The following is a 15707-nucleotide window of genomic DNA, read 5'->3' as shown; positions in this document are numbered from 1 at the left end:
GAAGGGATGAAATGAATCCAGTGCGCGTACCCGAACTGATCCTGACCAACGCCAAGGTCACCACGCTCGATCGAACCAACCCTGAGGCCGAGGCCGTTGCCATCCATGACGGCAAGTTTTTGGCAGTCGGGCGTCGCGACGAGATTCTCCCGCTGGCTGGCCCCGCCACCCGTGTGGTCGACCTGCAAGGCCGGCGCGTCATTCCGGGCCTGATTGATAGCCACATGCACATCATCCGGGGTGGCCTGAACTACAACATGGAGCTGCGCTGGGACGGCGTACGCTCGCTGGCCGAAGCGTTGCGCATGCTCAAGGCCCAGGTCGAACGCACGCCCGCACCGCAATGGGTGCGCGTGGTGGGTGGCTTCACCGAACATCAGTTTGCCGAGAAGCGCCTGCCCACGCTCGATGAGCTCAATGCCATCGCACCAGACACTCCGGTGTTCATCCTCCATTTATATGACCGCGCACTGCTCAATGCCGCAGCGCTGCGTGTCGTCGGCTACGACAAGAACACGCCGAACCCGCCGGGTGGCGAGGTCGTCCGCGACAAGAACGGTACGCCCACCGGCCTGCTCTTGGCCAAGCCCAACGCCACGATCCTCTACGCCACGCTGGCCAAGGGACCGAAGCTGCCGGCGGAGTATCAGAAAAACTCGACGCGCCATTTCATGCGCGAGGTCAATCGACTCGGCGTCACCGGTGTCATCGATGCGGGTGGCGGCTTCCAGAACTACCCCGAGGACTACAACATCGTTGAGGAGCTGCACCGCGAGGGGCAACTCACGGTGCGCCTGGCCTATAACCTCTTCACGCAGAAGCCGCGTGAGGAGCTCAATGACTTCCGCACATGGTCTGGGCAGGTCCGCCCCGGACAGGGCGACGATCTCTACCGCCACAATGGTGCCGGCGAGATGCTCGTCTATTCCGCCGCGGATTTCGAAGACTTCCGCGTCGAGCGGCCCGAGATGCCGCCGAACATGGAAAGCGACCTCGAGCCGGTGATCCGCCTGCTTGCCGAGCAACGGTGGCCATGGCGCCTGCATGCCACCTATGACGAGACAATCTCGCGTGCACTGGACGTGTATGAGAAGGTCGCACGTGACGTGCCGTTCGATGGCCTGCACTGGTTCTTCGACCACGCGGAGACCATCAGCGACCGGAACATAGACCGTATTGCCGCGCTTGGCGGAGGCATCGCTGTACAGCACCGCATGGCTTACCAGGGCGAGTACTTTGTCGAGCGTTATGGCTCACGGGCGGCAGAAGCCACCCCGCCCATCAAACGCATGTTGGAACGTGGCGTCAAGGTGGGCGCGGGCACGGACGCCACACGGGTCGCGTCGTACAACCCGTGGGTATCGCTGTCGTGGCTTGTCAGCGGCAAGACGGTGGGCGGGCTGCGTTTGTATCCGCAAGCCAACCTGCTCGATCGCGAAACGGCCTTGCGCCTCTGGACTGAGGCCAATACGTGGTTCTCGTCCGAAGAGGGCAAGAAGGGGCAGATCCGCGCCGGGCAGCTCGCCGATCTGGCGGTCCTCTCTGACGATTACTTTGCCGTGCCCGAGGACGATATTCAGGACATCACCTCGGTCCTGACGGTGTTGGGCGGCAAGGTCGTGTTTGGGGATGGGGATTTCGGCCCCCTCGCCCCCGCGCTACCGCCTGCGATGCCAGACTGGTCGCCCGCGCGGCATCATTTGGGCTTCGCCCCGCGCAATCCTGCCCTTCAAATCAGTTGCGGATGTGCGACCGCTTGCGGGGTACATGGACACGCACACGCGCGCGCCTACCTAGACCAGACGCCCGCCGGTGACGCCGCTGCATTCTGGGGTGCGTTCGGCTGCTCGTGCTGGGCGTTCTGATACCGCGCCAGCCATGCATCCAACACCTTCGACGTCTGCCCGCGGCGGACTCCTGTACCGCGCGGCGCTGGTGCTGTTGTGCGCGGCCTACCTGCAGGGCGGGCTGGTCAAGCTCTTCGACTTCCCGGGGGCCATTGCCGAGATGCAGCACTTCGGCATGGCGCCGGCCATGCCCATGGCCGCAGCGGTGATCGTCTTGGAGCTGGTCGGCTCGGCGCTGGTGATCAGCGGCCGACTGCGATGGATTGCAGCACTCGCGCTGGCCGCGTTCACCCTGGTTGCCTCGCTGCTGGCCAACCGCTTCTGGCAGGCCCCGGCTGACACCCGCCCGATGATGGCCAACGCCTTCTTTGAACACCTCGGACTGGTCGGCGGCTTTCTGCTCGTCGCACTGCAAGACTGGATTTCGCGTCGGGAAGCCGATGTGCACACCTGGACTGGACAATGAAACCCTACTTCATCTCGCTCGGCGCCGGCATGTTGATCGGCATCATCTACGCACTCATGCAGGTGCGCTCGCCGGCCCCACCCGCCATCGCATTGATCGGATTGCTGGGCATGCTGCTCGGTGAGCAAGTGGTACCGCCTATCAAGCGCCTGCTTGCGGGCCAACCCGTCACGGCTACCTGGTTCCACCGTGAGTGCACACCCAAGATCACGGGCCTGCCGCCGGTGATTCAAGTCAGTGCGCTCCGGCAAGCGCCGGACGACACGCAGCACTGATGTTGGGCATGGCACGAGCGAATCCATACCTCAGTATGATTTCGCGAGTGCCTGTGCAACGGTATCCTCAACGCTCCGTCGCCAGAGCCGTCCGTGCCAACGTAGGTCTCCGGCATGCCCCGAGGAATCCCGCGTGAATGCACAACCGGTCATCGCCGTGGTCGATGACGATGCCTCTGTCCGACTGGCCCTCGGCAATCTCCTGCAATCGTGTGGCCTGAATGTTGCGCTTTTCGGCAGTGGCGCCGATCTGCTCGGCTACGATGACCTCACCTCGCTCTCCTGCGTTCTGACGGACATCCAGATGCCTCAGATGAGTGGATTCGCACTCTGCGATTCGCTGCGCGGCCGAGGTGTGAATCTGCCCATCATTTTCATGACCGCATTCCAGAGCGACAGTGCACGTCAACAGGCCGAGGTTCGTCACGCCATCTCTTTACTCAGCAAGCCTTTCAGCGACGCTGAGATCATGTCCTGCATTGCGCTTGCGCTCGGTCACACACCTGGCACTTGGCCGGATGCCTGATTCCGATGCATGCGCAGAACAACCAGGCGGGCCACCCAGTGCATGACATCGACGCCATCGTGCGCTGCACCCGCGCACTGACGGAGGAGATTCAGCTCGATCGACTCATAGACAGGCTGATGACCATCGTGCTCGTGCTCGCCCGTGCACAGCGCGCGCTGCTGATACGCATGGCTGGGGAGACACCGATGATCGAGGCCCATGCCCACGCTACCCCGGCCAGCATTGGCATCGACATGACCCCCCACCCGGTGGCGCCGCAAGATCTGCCGCTCACGATGCTCAACTCGACGCTGCGTTCAGGCAAGCGCCTGGTGGTCCACGACGCTGCCTCGAGCCCGTTTGCGCATGACCCCTACTTCAGCCAACGCGGCACCGCCTCCGCCATGAGTCTTCCGATGCTCAAAGGCAACCACACGGTCGGCTTGCTCTACATCGAGAACAGCCAACTGCCTGGCAAGTTTGCTGGGGAACCTGCCGATTTGCTCGAACTGATTGCAGGACACGCAGCCGTCTCGCTCGATAACGCACGGCTCTATCAGAATCTGCTCGAAGAAAACGCACACCGCCGCCGCGTCGAGCAAGCCCTGCGCGTCAGCGAAGAGACACTGGCGCTGGGTGAGCGCGTCAGCCAGACAGGGAGTTGGCGCTGGGACCTTCAACGCGACATTTGCCTGTGCTCGGAAGAGCTACGCCGCATTTTCGATCTCCCAGAGGATGGGCCGGTGGTGACGCGGGACGTGCTGGTTGCGTGCATTCACCCAGAGGACCGGGAGTACGTACGGCAGACCGCCGAGCACCAAGCAAACGCAGGCGAGCCCTTCGAGCTCGAATACCGCATTGTCCGCAAAGACGGCACGACGCGACATGTGGCGGCACTAGGCAAGCCCATCCACATCGCCGGTCGTGACGTCGAGTATGTTGGCATCGTGAGTGATATCACCGCGCGTTGCCAGGCCGAGGATGCGGCGCGCAACGCCCAGGCCGACGTTGCTCGGGTGGCGCGTGCCACGACGGTCGGCCAACTGACCGCAGCAATCGCACACGAAGTGAACCAACCGCTCATGTCGATCGTGTCCCATGCGAGCGCCAGCCTACGCTGGCTCGATCGAACGCCTCCTGCGCTAATGCAGGCGCGCGAGGGGCTGGCAGCGATCGTCTCCGAAGGCCAGCGCGCGGGCGACATGATTCACGGCCTGCAGGCCCTCACACGCAACGCGCCCAGGGCCTTCGCCGCGCTAGACATGCACCAAACAATTCGCGACATCCTGCAAATCGCGCGTAGCGAGCTGAATTGCCGCGACGTTTCACTTGAGCTCGATCTGAACGCATCGCGCAGTCAGGTGCATGGTGACGCCGTGCAGCTACAGCAAGTCCTGCTGAACCTGGTGCTCAACGCGATCGACTCGATGGCGTCGGTATGCGACCGCCCTCGCACCCTGCGTCTGACGACTGCGGTTGTCGCGGAAACCCAGTTGCAGGTGCGCGTTGAGGATAACGGCCAGGGGCTGGCCAGCGATGCACCTGGGCGCATTTTCGAACCGTTCTACACGACCAAGGCCAACGGCATGGGGATGGGGTTAGCGATTTGCCGATCCATCGTGGAAGCGCACAAAGGAGAAATCCTGGCGGCGCCGCGCCTGCCGTTCGGCGCGATGTTCGTGTTCAGCCTACCGTTGACGCCGATCGTCCCGTCGTAGCGCGGTCGCTCAGCTGCGCACCGCGCGCCGCCAGCTCGCGGGCGTGGCACCAAAGGCACGGGCAAAGCAGCGGGTGAAGTGGCTCTGATCAGAGAAGCCGCACGTTGTCGCGATGGTCGCGATCGGCGCATCGGTGTCACGAAGCAAGCTACGGGCGCGCTCAAGCCGCTGCGTTGAAAGCCATTGGTGCGGTGTCGCACCGGTCGAAGCATGAAACGCACGCGAGAAGTGGCTGCGTGAAAGCCCACAGGCATCTGCCACTTCAGCAATCGATCCGTCGCCGTCCAATCGAGAGATGAGCACTTCTTTGGCACGCTCAAGCATTCCCGGACTCAAACGCTCGCGCCCGCCCCTGGGCGTGGTCTCATGGCGCCCGTCGTAACGCTCGACCAGATAGGTGGCGATTGCCAGTCCCACCTGGTCAACGAACAGGCGGCTCACGTATTGCGGTTGTGCCAGCGCGGGCACCACTGCCTGAGCAAGATGGGACAAGACCGGATCCAATTGCCCAGCCAATGAAGGAAGCGAAGCACAGGCCGGACGTCCAAGCTCCAGACTCGTGCGCTCGACAAAACCTGGCGACAACTCAAGCAGTACGAAGTCAAAGGCGCCGTAAAAATCTGCCTTGTAGTCCTCAAAGAAATTTCGGATGTAGATCGAACCGGTCTCAAACTGATGCGTGCTGGCATGCACGCTGTTAAAGATCCGACGACGGTGTCCGGTGGCCAGCGACACACCGGCCAGGAAGCCTCTCTCCGACGCAGGCGTTAAAACCTGACTGAGCTGGTCATTGCCAGAACTTTTCCGAAAGAAGACGAAATCGCTTCCATGTAGCGATTCGTCGCGCCGGAGCTTTTCCGACGAGCAACCGAGCGAGTCTTGCGAAGAGGTTTGTGCGGGCACCGGTGGAGACATGATTTTGATTGCTCTGCATGCTGACCGCAGGGATTCGCAAGCCTATTGAGTGGGCCGAAGTGACATTCCAAGTGCGTCACAAATATTAACAAATCCGCCAACTTGGTGCACGGCTCCGACCAATTGGTATGGTGGTTAATACCATTTGACAATGGTTGCTAGAGACACCCCCCAGTACGCTTCGTACACCTCATGAGAGGCGGGCGCCTCGACGTTCAGACGCCCAGTCCAACGTCCATGCCATGCCCTCTAGCGTCTCGTCCACCCTGCCCGCTGCACCCTCTTTTGGGATGTTCCATCTGGTGCAAGGCTGCCTGCTTGCTTTCACCGCCGGCTTCGTGGACGTCGTTGGATTCTGCGCGCTGTTCGGGCTATTCACGGCACACGTTACCGGCAACTTCGTCATGATTGGCGTGGAACTGGCCGGCTCCGGCCAAGGTGTACTCGCGAAGCTGCTGGCGCTGCCTGTGTTCGTGCTGGCCGTGGCGTCTACCAAGCTGACGGTGGAGGCCGTTGTACGGCACGGAAGGGAGCCTACGCGCCTGCTGCTCCTGGCGGAAGCGCTGCTGCTGGTGACGTTTATGACGGCTGGCCTGCTGGCGCTACCCATCCAGTCAGCAGACAACCCTGCAACCATCGTCGTCGGCCTGATCGGCGTCGCGGCAATGGGCGTACAGAACGCCAAGGCGCGCATCGTACTCTCCGATCACGCGCCCACCACCATCATGACCGGCAATACAACCCAGGTCGTCATCGACCTGGTGGAATTGGCCACACCGGGTAGCACACAGAAGAGCGGCTCCCGCGCGCGCCTGCGCAAGATGGTGCCGCCGCTCATCGGTTTTGCGACCGGTGCAATGCTGGGAGCCCTGGCGTTCTCTGCCGTGTCGTTCTGGTGCGTGTTGCCGCCGATATTCATTCTCACTGGGCTAGCCGCCGCGAGCCGTTAGCTCTTCCACAGTTCAATTCGCCGACCGCTGACCTGTGCGCGAATTGGGTCATCCACTCATCGCAGGAACAAGGAACAACATGCCTCCCCTGATGCGGAGCACCGCAAAGCACTGGGTTCTGTCCATCTGTGCCGCAATGACGTGTTGCGTTGAGGCTAACGCGCAGACATCCGTCACGCTGTACGGTCGCCTCAATACCTCCATCGAGTACGCCCGTGGCGCAGCCACAACCAGTGGCGCTGATCTCGGTTCAGTCACGCGGCTGACGAACAACCGCTCGGTCTTTGGCCTCCGGGGCGAAGAGGACCTGGGAGGCGGTACCAAGGCCTTCTGGCAGATTGAAAGCGCTGTTTCGGTAGACACGGGGCAAGGCCAGTTAGCTGGCCGCAATACCGCCATCGGGTTGGAAGGCAACTACGGCAAGGTGTTCATGGGCCATTGGCAGACGCCCTATACCGAATCGACTGCCGGCTATGACCCCTACTACCCCACCACAGCAGGCTATATGGCGTTGATCGGCAACGGCTCAACGTCCAGCTCCGACAACGTTCAGGACACGAGTTCGTTCGATCGACGCCAGAAGAACATCATCCAATACCGTAGCCCGGTCTGGAATGGCCTGAGCGGCAGCATGGCCTGGGGCGTCAATGAAGAGAAGATCAGCGTGCCACGCAATCCGGCCTTGTATTCATTCGCCGGTGCTTACGATCGCGGGCCGTTGAACATCACAGCCGCCTACGAGATCCACCAGCACTACCAGACGGCCGGACGCAATGACGAGGCGGCAAAGATCGGGGTGGCTTACCAGTTTCCGACAACGAAGATCGCCTTGTTGTATGAGCGGCTGCACTATCGGACAGCCACGGGGGATCTGTACCGCAACGGCTACTACGTTTCCCTCACCCAGCAGCTTGGTCCGGGCAGCGTGCGGGTCGGCTTTGCGCTGGCGAGCAACGGTTCGGGCAGCGCACGGGAAACGGTCGGCTATTTCCGAAGCGGCGTGGATACCGGCGCGACTCAATTGACGGTCGGCTACGACTACCCGCTGTCTAAGCGGACCGCCCTGTACACCTATTACAGCCGGATCAACAACCGCAGCAACGCCATCTACGACTTTGCGATCAACCAGATCGGCGTAAAGGCCGGAGCGCATCCGGAAACGTTCGTGCTCGGCATGCGGCACAGCTTTTAGTCCGCGGGGCACCGGTTCTGAAGCCCTGCAACCTGACCGGCATCCAGTTGCCGGATTCTCGACCCATCAATACCTGACGAAAGCCCCATGAGCAAAGACATCCTGACCACCGCCGCCGGCGCACCCGTTGTCGACAACCAGAACTCGATGACCGCTGGTCCGCGCGGCCCCATGCTGCTCGAAGACGTGTGGTTTCTGGAAAAACTCGCGCACTTCGACCGAGAGGTGATTCCCGAGCGTCGCGTGCATGCCAAAGGCTCGGGTGCCTTCGGCACCTTCACCGTCACGCACGACATCACGCAATACACCAAGGCTTCGATCTTTGCCGAGGTGGGCAAGCAAACGCCGCTGTTCCTGCGTTTTTCCACCGTGGCCGGCGAACGCGGTGCGGCTGATGCCGAACGCGACCCGCGCGGTTTTGCCATCAAGTTCTATACGGACGAAGGCAACTGGGATCTGGTCGGCAATAACACGCCGGTGTTCTTCCTGCGCGATCCGCTCAAGTTTCCGGACTTTATCCACACACAAAAGCGCGACCCGCGGACCAACCTGCGCAGCGCTGTCGCCGCCTGGGATTTCTTTTCGAAGAACCCTGAGACGCTGCACCAGGTGACGATCGTGATGAGCGATCGCGGCATTCCAAAGACCCTGCGCCACATGGATGGCTTCGGCTCGCACACCTTCTCGCTCATCAATGCAGCGGGCGAGCGCTTCTGGGTGAAATTCCACTTCAAGACCCAGCAAGGTATCCAGAACTACACCAACGAAGAGGCCGCACAGGTGGTGGCGCAAGACCGCGAAAGCTCGCAGCGCGATCTGGTTGAAAGCATCGATCGTGGCGATTTCCCGCGCTGGAACCTGAAGGTGCAGATCATGCCGGAAGCCGATGCGGCCACCTACCACATCAACCCGTTTGACCTGACCAAGGTGTGGCCGCACAAGGACTACCCGTTGATCGACGTAGGTGTATTGGAACTGAACCGCAACCCCGACAACTACTTTGCCGAAGTCGAGCAGGCTGCCTTTACGCCGGCCAACGTGGTGCCCGGCATCGGCTTCTCGCCGGACAAGATGCTGCAGGGCCGCCTGTTCTCGTACGGCGACACGCAGCGCTACCGCCTCGGCGTAAATCATCACCAGATTCCAGTGAATGCGCCCAAGTGCCCGTTCCACAACAGCTTCCACCGGGACGGCGCGATGCGGACCGATGGCAACCTTGGCAGCAAGCTCAACTACGAGCCGAACCGCGAAGGTGCCTTCGCCCAGGACCGCCGGGGTGAGGAGCCGCCGCTCAGGCTCGAAGGTGCAGCGGCACGCCACGATCACCGCGTCGACACCGACTACTACAGCCAGGCCGGCGCCTTGTTCCGCCTGTTTGACGAGGGTCAGCGCCAGCGTCTGTTTGCGACCATCGCGGGCGGTCTGTCGCAGGTACCGGAAGACATCCAGCGCGCGCAGATCGAGCACTTCACCAAGGCTGATCCGGCCTACGGCGCGGGCGTCAAAGTGGCGCTGGGATTGAAATAATCGACGACGGCGCGCGACATCGACGCGGCATCAGCCAGTCGCATCGCGCGCCATCACCACTTGCTACGAGGATCAACATGGCAAAGAAAATTGGCGGCACCAGCGCCGCGGCCCCGATCAATATCGGCATTGCCGAGAAAGACCGCAAGAGGATCGCAGACGGTCTGTCGACCCTGCTGGCCGACACTTATTCGCTGTACCTGAAGACCCACTACTTCCACTGGAACGTCACTGGGCCGATGTTCAACACGCTGCATCTGATGTTCGAGACGCAGTACAACGAACTGTGGACCGCGACCGACGCTGTGGCGGAGCGCATCCGCGCGCTTGGCTATCTGGCACCGGGTTCGTACTCGGAGTTCGCCAAGCTAACGTCCATCCCGGAATCAAACGGGGTGCCCGAAGCGATGGACATGGTCCGCGAGCTGGTAGCCGGCCACGAAGCTGTCACTCGCACCGCCCGCAGCCTGTTTCCAGATGTCGACAATGCCGCCGACGAACCGACCGCCGACCTGCTGACCCAGCGCATGCAGACGCACGAAAAGACCGCGTGGATGCTGCGCTCGTTGCTGGTGTAGCGCACCCGGCCGGAGCGACAGAATGGCGCCCCGCCTCTATCAGTCCGGGCGCTTTCCCATATTGCGTGAATATCGCCCCACAAGAGGACGCGACCACCGATCCAGGGACGCTCGGAGCCGAAGGTCGGGCGTTCGAATCCGTCTAGGCAGGCCAACTCTCGCAACGGTCAAGGGGTGGCTACGCATGATCGACCGCAGAGGCAGCTGCCCGCAGGGCCAGCAGGTAGCTCTGGACGCCGAACCCGCAGATCTGCCCACTGACGATGTCAGCAAACACTGAGTGATGACGGAAGGGCTCGCGTGCGTGGATATTGGACATGTGCAACTCCACGATGGGACACGTGAGGATCGCGAGTGCATCCCGGATACCGTAGCTGTAGTGCGTCCAGGCGCCTGCGTTGATCAGCACGGCGTCTTGGCCTTCCTCGAAGGCGCGATGAATGCGTTCGCACATCGCCGCTTCGCTGTTCGTCTGGAACGATTCCACTTGCACGCCCAGCTCCTCGCCCAGGGCCTGCAACCTTGCGTCGATCTCGGCCAGCGTGATGGTCCCGTACTGCGCGGGGTCACGCTTACCGAACATGTTGTGATTGATGCCGTGCAGCATCAGGATGCGCTTCATGCAAACCTCTGTGGTGGACTCAGATCAGTTCAGATCAGTCGAGGGGAACGGTCAGCCGGTCGATCACGGGGCGGGTATCCGGACGCACGCCACGCCACCAGACGAACGCTTCCGCGGCCTGTTCGACCAGCATGCCGACGCCGTCTGCGATGTTGCGCACACCCGCGTTGCGCGCGAGCCGCAGGAACGGCGTCAGCCGTTTGCCATACGCCAGTTCGTAGGCCATCCCTTCGGGGCTGAAGATGCTCGGTGGAACGGGCGGCAGATCGCCTGTGAGGCTGGCGGAGGTGGCATTGACCACCAGATCGAAGCGCCCCATCGCCTCTAGGTCGGCATACCTGCAAGCGACGATCGGGCCGCGCCCGGCAACCTGGGCGGCCAGCGCCTGTGCCTTGGCGACGTCGCGGTTCGCGATGACCAACTGCGCCGGCTCCGCCGCCAGGAACGGCAGCAGCGCGCCACGCGCTGCACCACCGGCACCCAGCAGCAGCACGCGCTTGCCAGCCATCGGCCGCGCCAGGTTGATCTCGATGTCACGCACCAGCCCCATGCCGTCGAAGTTCTCGGCCAGAATGCGGCCACCCTCGAATTTCAGTGCATTCGCGGCACCCGCCAACGTGGCGCGCTCGCTGCGCTCGTCGGCCATCGCAAACGCCTTCAGTTTGAATGGCGCCGTGACGTTCATACCCTTGCCGCCGCCGGTGGCGAACGCACGCACGACATCAGCGAACGCTGTGTCCGGCTCGACCGGCCCTTCGATGGCCGTGTACTGCATGTCTTGTTGCGCCGCCTGCGCAAAGAGACCGTGAATGAGCGGCGATTTGGTGTGTGAGATCGGGTTGCCGATCACGGCATAGTGGTCAGTCATCATGAGGCTCGCTTCGAGTAAAGAACGCCATCGGCCTGCATCGCCTGGATCTCGTCAGGGTCGAAACCCAGCGTGCGCGCGACTTCAACGTTGTGCTCGCCCAGATCAGGGGCGACGTCGCGAATGGTCGTATCGCAATCGGAAAACTTGAACGGCAGGTTGGGCAAGCGCAACGTCCCGTAGCGCGGATGCTGCTGCTCGACCACCATGCCGCGGGCCTGAATTTGCGGATCGGCCAGCACCTCGTCGATGCGCTGGACCTTGGCGCACGGCACATCGATGCCATCCAGCAGTTCCAGCACCAATGCCACGGGGCGTGCGGCGACCCAGGGTTCGACCACAGCGAGAATCTCCGCCCGGTGCGCGTTGCGGCCAACGCTGTCATGGAACCGCTTATCTGCGCCGAAGCCTGCCGGACCGCCATGCGCTTCGACCAGCGCAGCGAAGCGCTTCCATGCATCGTCAACCTGCGCGGCAATCACCAGGTCCGCGTCAGCCGCGCGGAACACGCCATAGAGTGTCGAGGTAGGCATGTCATGGCCGGTCTGCTCGGGCAGCACGCCCTGTAGGGTGAAGCACTGCACAGCGTATTCGTGCATCGACACCAGCGTGTCGTACAACGCCATATCGATGTGCTGCCCGCGTTGGCTCTTCACGCGCCCCAACAGCGCGGCGTTGATGGCGGCCACGGCGTGGATGCCCGTGTACATATCACCGAGCGAAATGCGCAGCAGCGGAGGCCTCTCGCCCGGCGTGCCGACCATTTGCATGATGCCGCTCTTGGCTTCGGCAATCAGCCCGAAACCGGCGCGATGTGCGTCCGGCCCGGTATGTCCGTAGGCCGAGATGGAGCAATAGACCAGGCCCGGATTGCGCGCTGACAGTTCGGCATAGCCCAGTCCCAGCTTGTCCAGCGCACCCGGTCGGTAGTTCTCGATGAACACATCCGCCGAGTCACACAGCCGCTGCATGAACGCCTTGCCGCGCGGGTCCTTCATGTTGACGCTCACGCCGCGCTTGCCCATGTTGAGCTGCAGGAAATAGCCGCTTTGCTCGTCGTCGAGCACGGTGGCGTGCTGGCGTCCAGCGTCGCCGGTGCCGGGGCGTTCAACCTTGATCACTTCGGCGCCAAGGGCAGCCAGGCATCGGCCGACATAGGGGCCGGCAAGGAAATGGCTGTAGTCGACAACGCGAATACCTTCGAGTGGGCGCGCCTGCATCAGAACGCTCCCGGCCGGCGCGGCACCATCAGGCGGTGCTCACCGCGTTGCACGACGTGGCCATCTTGATTGATCAGCTCCGAGGGCAGCACGACGATGCCCCAGCCGGGGCGGCTCTTGCTCGCCCGCATCTCCCCGACCCGGAACTTCACATGCAAGACGTCGTTGACCTTGATCGGCAGCAGGAAATCCCACGTCCAGCCGAGCGACATGCCGGGCAGGAATCGGTAATCGCTCTGCGTCTTCAGGCCGTCCGCAATCGACAGGCCGAACAAGCCATGCGCGACGATGCAGCCGAAGTGGCTGGCTTTGGCGTAGGCCTCGTCGACGTGTACGGGCGTGTGGTCGCCGGTGAGGTCGGCGTAAGCGAGGATGCGTTCCTTCGTGACCGTGTAGCTCGGGCTCACGCACGTGTCGCCCTCGCGGGCGTCATCCCAGTATTTCTCAACGATGGTCATGTTCATGCCTGCGCACGGGGGTTGATTGCCAAGGCCTGCGCCACGCACGACGCAGGCTTGGCCTGAATGAGTTCGACCGCCAGACCGTCCGGCAAGCGCAGCCAGTTGCGGCCCTGCGGCATTTCGGTCACGCCAAAGCCCTGCGCCAGTGCCAGTGCAGCTTCGAGGTCTTCGCACATCACGCCGAGGTGGGCCAATCGTCCTTCATGGCCTTCGGGGCCTTCAAACTCCGGGGCATGGATGAACTGCAGGCCACCGAGCGTCCAGTACTGCCGGGGCGCTTCATGCGTGCCGTCGATCTCGCGCAGGGTCATGCCGAGCACGTCTTCGAAGAAGCGGATGTGCCAGTGGATGTCTTTCACCCAAATGGCGACGTGTTCCACATAGGCCTTGGGGGTGCTCATGCGGTGGTCTCCTTGTGTTGTCGTTGTTGGTCGGCCCGCTGGTCGGCCATACTGCGCTCGATCCCCTTGATGCAGGCGACCAGCGTGGCATTGACGGGGGTCGGCACGCCGTACCGCTGCCCGCAACGCACCACCGAACCGTTGATGAAATCGATCTCGGTGATCGTCCCTTTCTCCAGGCTTTGCAGCATTGAGGTCTTGAACGCCGCGGGCAGACCTTCGGCGGCCAGGGTCCATGCCTGCTCGGGGTCCGACATCGACAGCTTCACGCCCGCGGCCTGTGCCGCTGCAATGGCCTCGGCCACGGCTGCAAGCGAGGTCGCCTTGAGCAGCGGCTCGTCGTAAAGCTGGCCGTAGGTCAGGCGGGTGATGCCCGTGAGCGCGCCGGTGGCCACGTTGACGAGCAGCTTGTCCCACATCGTGCCGACAATGTTGTCGGTAACGGTGGTCGCCAGCCCGGCGGTATTGAAGGCGTCCGCCACAGCCTGCACGCGCGGCGTCAGACGGCCATCCAGTTCGCCGATGTAGGTGGCCTTGCCAACCACACCCGATTGAATATGCGCGGGGCCCCGCATCACCCCGCCAACATAGGTCTTGCCTGCCAGCACGCGTTCACGGCCCACGATGTCGGCGAGAATGTCTTCGTGCCCGAGGCCGTTCTGCAGCGACAGCACCAGCGTATCGGGGCCGACCAGGTCCACAGCACCGCGCATGGCGGCATCGGTCTCGAAGGATTTGACCAGCACGATCACCAACTCTGCGACGCCAACCTCTGCCGCGCGCGTCGCTGCCCGCACCTGGATGCATCGCGTGCCCTGGGCATCGTCCACCCGCAGGCCTTCGTTTCGCATGGCGTTGACGCGGTCCGGTGAGCGGACCATCAGCCAGGTCTCATGGCCCGCTTCAGTGAGGGTGGCCCCAATGGCGCAGCCCAGTGCGCCGGCACCCAGAATCGCAATCTTCAATGGCGTCTCCTTCACGTGTGGTTGCACGATAGGAGGCGGCCCTTATACTGGCAATACAATGATCACAATACCGTTATTGCCATGGACAATAATGCTGCGGCGCTTGCCGATCTGCCTGACCTGAAGCTGCTGCAACTGTTCGACCTGCTGTACGACATTCGCAATGTCAGCCGTGTTGCCGAGCAGCTCGGGCAGAGCCAGCCGACGGTCAGCATCTGGCTCGGGCAACTGCGGGATTACATACGGGATCCCCTGTTCATCCGCACGCCCGGCGGCATGGCGCCCACGCCGCAAGCGGACGCGCTGATCGGGCCGTGCCGGGAGATCCTCGAATCGCTCAGGCGTTTCGCGGCCTGGGAGATTGCGTTCGACCCCGCGACGGCGCAGCGGCGGTTTCGCATCTGCATGACCGATGCGAGCCACATCACGCTGTTGCCGCGTCTTTTGGCACACGTTCGTGCGCAGGCGCCCGGTGTCCGCCTGGAAGCCGCCAGAATTGACGGCAATACGGAGCGCACGCTGGAATCTGGCGAAGCCGACCTCGCGATCGGCTACGTGCCCTGGCTGAGCGGCAGCATCTATCAGCAGCAGTTGTACGAACAGGATTGGGTCTGCCTGGCCAACCGCCACCACCCGCGAATCCGCACCCGGTTTGGCGTGAAGCAATACTGCGCGGAAGGGCACGTCGCCGTCACGGCGGGCACCGGGGCGCAACTGCTCCAGCAGGCCCTGACGCGCGAGCGCATCGAGCGTCAGATCGTGCTGGAACTGCCGGGGTTCTTAGGGCTGGGCGCGATTATCCAGACGACCGACCTGATCACCACGCTGCCCCGCCACATCGGTGAAACACTCGCCCAAGCCAATGACCTGGCCGTGCGTGCATGCCCGTTCCCCGTGGAAGGCTTTGCCGTGCGGCAGCACTGGCATGCGCGGTATCACCATGAAGCGGGCAACCGCTGGCTGCGCGGCGTGGTCAGTCAACTCTTTGGGGCGTCGAACTAGCCGATGGCGTTGTTCGGGACGCAGACGACCACTTTCAGGAAAGGCTTGCAATCAAAACCGCCTGTTGGACTGCAGTTTTTCTGTCTTGCGCCGATTACCAGCAGTGGTAGCGTGCCTCGCACGCTTCAATATCGCCCCCGATCGACCGCAGTCTGCCTTGCCGAACAAACAGACGTGCGGTCTGTCGTCGCG

General features: G+C 62.7%; 17 protein-coding genes. 10 read left to right on the top strand and 7 right to left on the bottom strand.

All coding sequences use genetic code 11. The features are described 5' to 3' along the window. The first annotated feature begins 11 nt into the window (after window positions 1-11). From F7R11_RS09135 to F7R11_RS09115, 5 genes are all read left to right on the top strand, one after another. Window positions 12-1865, top strand: a complete 1854-nt coding sequence (locus F7R11_RS09135) for an amidohydrolase (RefSeq protein ID WP_064802768.1) — start codon at window positions 12-14, stop codon at window positions 1863-1865. Window positions 1866-1878: 13 nt separating this feature from the next. Next, on the top strand, window positions 1879-2313 hold the full coding sequence (locus tag F7R11_RS09130) for a DoxX family protein (RefSeq protein ID WP_064802765.1): 435 nt from the start codon (window positions 1879-1881) through the stop codon (window positions 2311-2313). Beyond that, complete coding sequence (locus F7R11_RS09125) at window positions 2310-2588, top strand: DUF1427 family protein (protein ID WP_064802763.1); 279 nt, start codon at window positions 2310-2312, stop codon at window positions 2586-2588. Before F7R11_RS09130 ends, F7R11_RS09125 begins: the two co-directional genes overlap by 4 nt. A gap of 133 nt (window positions 2589-2721) precedes the next feature. Then, window positions 2722-3114 carry a response regulator transcription factor gene (locus tag F7R11_RS09120; RefSeq protein WP_064802761.1) on the top strand — a complete coding sequence of 131 codons (393 nt, stop codon included), beginning with the start codon at window positions 2722-2724 and terminating at the stop codon, window positions 3112-3114. Window positions 3115-3119: 5 nt separating this feature from the next. Beyond that, window positions 3120-4814 (top strand): GAF domain-containing sensor histidine kinase, encoded by a 1695-nt coding sequence (locus F7R11_RS09115; RefSeq protein WP_064802759.1) that lies wholly within the window; start codon window positions 3120-3122, stop codon window positions 4812-4814. A 9-nt stretch (window positions 4815-4823) separates the two neighbouring features. On the opposite strand, the gene F7R11_RS09110 is transcribed toward F7R11_RS09115, so the two are convergent. Then, a complete protein-coding gene (locus tag F7R11_RS09110) occupies window positions 4824-5729 on the bottom strand; it encodes a helix-turn-helix domain-containing protein (protein ID WP_082932805.1) in 906 nt (301 codons plus the stop codon). Between the two features lie 242 nt (window positions 5730-5971). On the opposite strand from F7R11_RS09110, the gene F7R11_RS09105 reads away from it, so the two are divergent. The 4 genes from F7R11_RS09105 to F7R11_RS09090 all read left to right on the top strand — a co-directional run bounded on the left by F7R11_RS09105 (window position 5972) and on the right by F7R11_RS09090 (window position 9976). Further along, on the top strand, window positions 5972-6679 hold the full coding sequence (locus tag F7R11_RS09105; protein WP_064802757.1) for a YoaK family protein: 708 nt from the start codon (window positions 5972-5974) through the stop codon (window positions 6677-6679). A gap of 136 nt (window positions 6680-6815) precedes the next feature. After that, a complete protein-coding gene (locus tag F7R11_RS09100; protein ID WP_238500834.1) occupies window positions 6816-7871 on the top strand; it encodes a porin in 1056 nt (351 codons plus the stop codon). Between the two features lie 87 nt (window positions 7872-7958). Continuing rightward, window positions 7959-9398, top strand: coding sequence for a catalase (locus tag F7R11_RS09095; protein ID WP_064802752.1), 1440 nt, complete (start codon window positions 7959-7961; stop codon window positions 9396-9398). A gap of 77 nt (window positions 9399-9475) precedes the next feature. Then, window positions 9476-9976 (top strand): Dps family protein, encoded by a 501-nt coding sequence (locus tag F7R11_RS09090; protein WP_021194750.1) that lies wholly within the window; start codon window positions 9476-9478, stop codon window positions 9974-9976. Window positions 9977-10154: 178 nt separating this feature from the next. Here F7R11_RS09090 and aroQ read toward each other — a convergent pair whose 3' ends face one another. From aroQ to F7R11_RS09060, 6 genes are read right to left on the bottom strand one after another with little or no spacing between them, the layout of a single operon-like run. Next, on the bottom strand, window positions 10155-10598 hold the full coding sequence (gene aroQ, locus F7R11_RS09085; RefSeq protein ID WP_064802750.1) for a type II 3-dehydroquinate dehydratase: 444 nt from the start codon (window positions 10596-10598) through the stop codon (window positions 10155-10157). A gap of 34 nt (window positions 10599-10632) precedes the next feature. Continuing rightward, entirely contained in the window at window positions 10633-11466 is an 834-nt protein-coding gene (gene aroE / locus F7R11_RS09080) for a shikimate dehydrogenase (RefSeq protein WP_064806273.1), read from the bottom strand. Then, window positions 11466-12686, bottom strand: a complete 1221-nt coding sequence (locus F7R11_RS09075; protein WP_064802749.1) for a CaiB/BaiF CoA transferase family protein — start codon at window positions 12684-12686, stop codon at window positions 11466-11468. The genes aroE and F7R11_RS09075 overlap by 1 nt, the downstream gene beginning before the upstream one ends. Next, complete coding sequence (locus F7R11_RS09070) at window positions 12686-13144, bottom strand: MaoC family dehydratase (protein WP_064806271.1); 459 nt, start codon at window positions 13142-13144, stop codon at window positions 12686-12688. Before F7R11_RS09070 ends, F7R11_RS09075 begins: the two co-directional genes overlap by 1 nt. A 2-nt stretch (window positions 13145-13146) precedes the next feature. After that, window positions 13147-13548 carry a VOC family protein gene (locus F7R11_RS09065; RefSeq protein ID WP_064802748.1) on the bottom strand — a complete coding sequence of 134 codons (402 nt, stop codon included), beginning with the start codon at window positions 13546-13548 and terminating at the stop codon, window positions 13147-13149. Next, a complete protein-coding gene (locus tag F7R11_RS09060; RefSeq protein WP_064802747.1) occupies window positions 13545-14513 on the bottom strand; it encodes a ketopantoate reductase family protein in 969 nt (322 codons plus the stop codon). Before F7R11_RS09060 ends, F7R11_RS09065 begins: the two co-directional genes overlap by 4 nt. Before the next feature lie 81 nt (window positions 14514-14594). Between F7R11_RS09060 and F7R11_RS09055 the strand changes: the two genes are divergently transcribed. Further along, window positions 14595-15515 carry a LysR family transcriptional regulator gene (locus tag F7R11_RS09055; protein ID WP_064802746.1) on the top strand — a complete coding sequence of 307 codons (921 nt, stop codon included), beginning with the start codon at window positions 14595-14597 and terminating at the stop codon, window positions 15513-15515. Window positions 15516-15707: the final 192 nt, after the last annotated feature.

Source organism: Ralstonia insidiosa (assembly GCF_008801405.1).
In the GTDB taxonomy this organism is placed as follows: domain Bacteria; phylum Pseudomonadota; class Gammaproteobacteria; order Burkholderiales; family Burkholderiaceae; genus Ralstonia; species Ralstonia insidiosa.
Note: the sequence above shows the minus strand (reverse complement) of the source record. Positions and strands in the feature narration are given on the sequence as shown.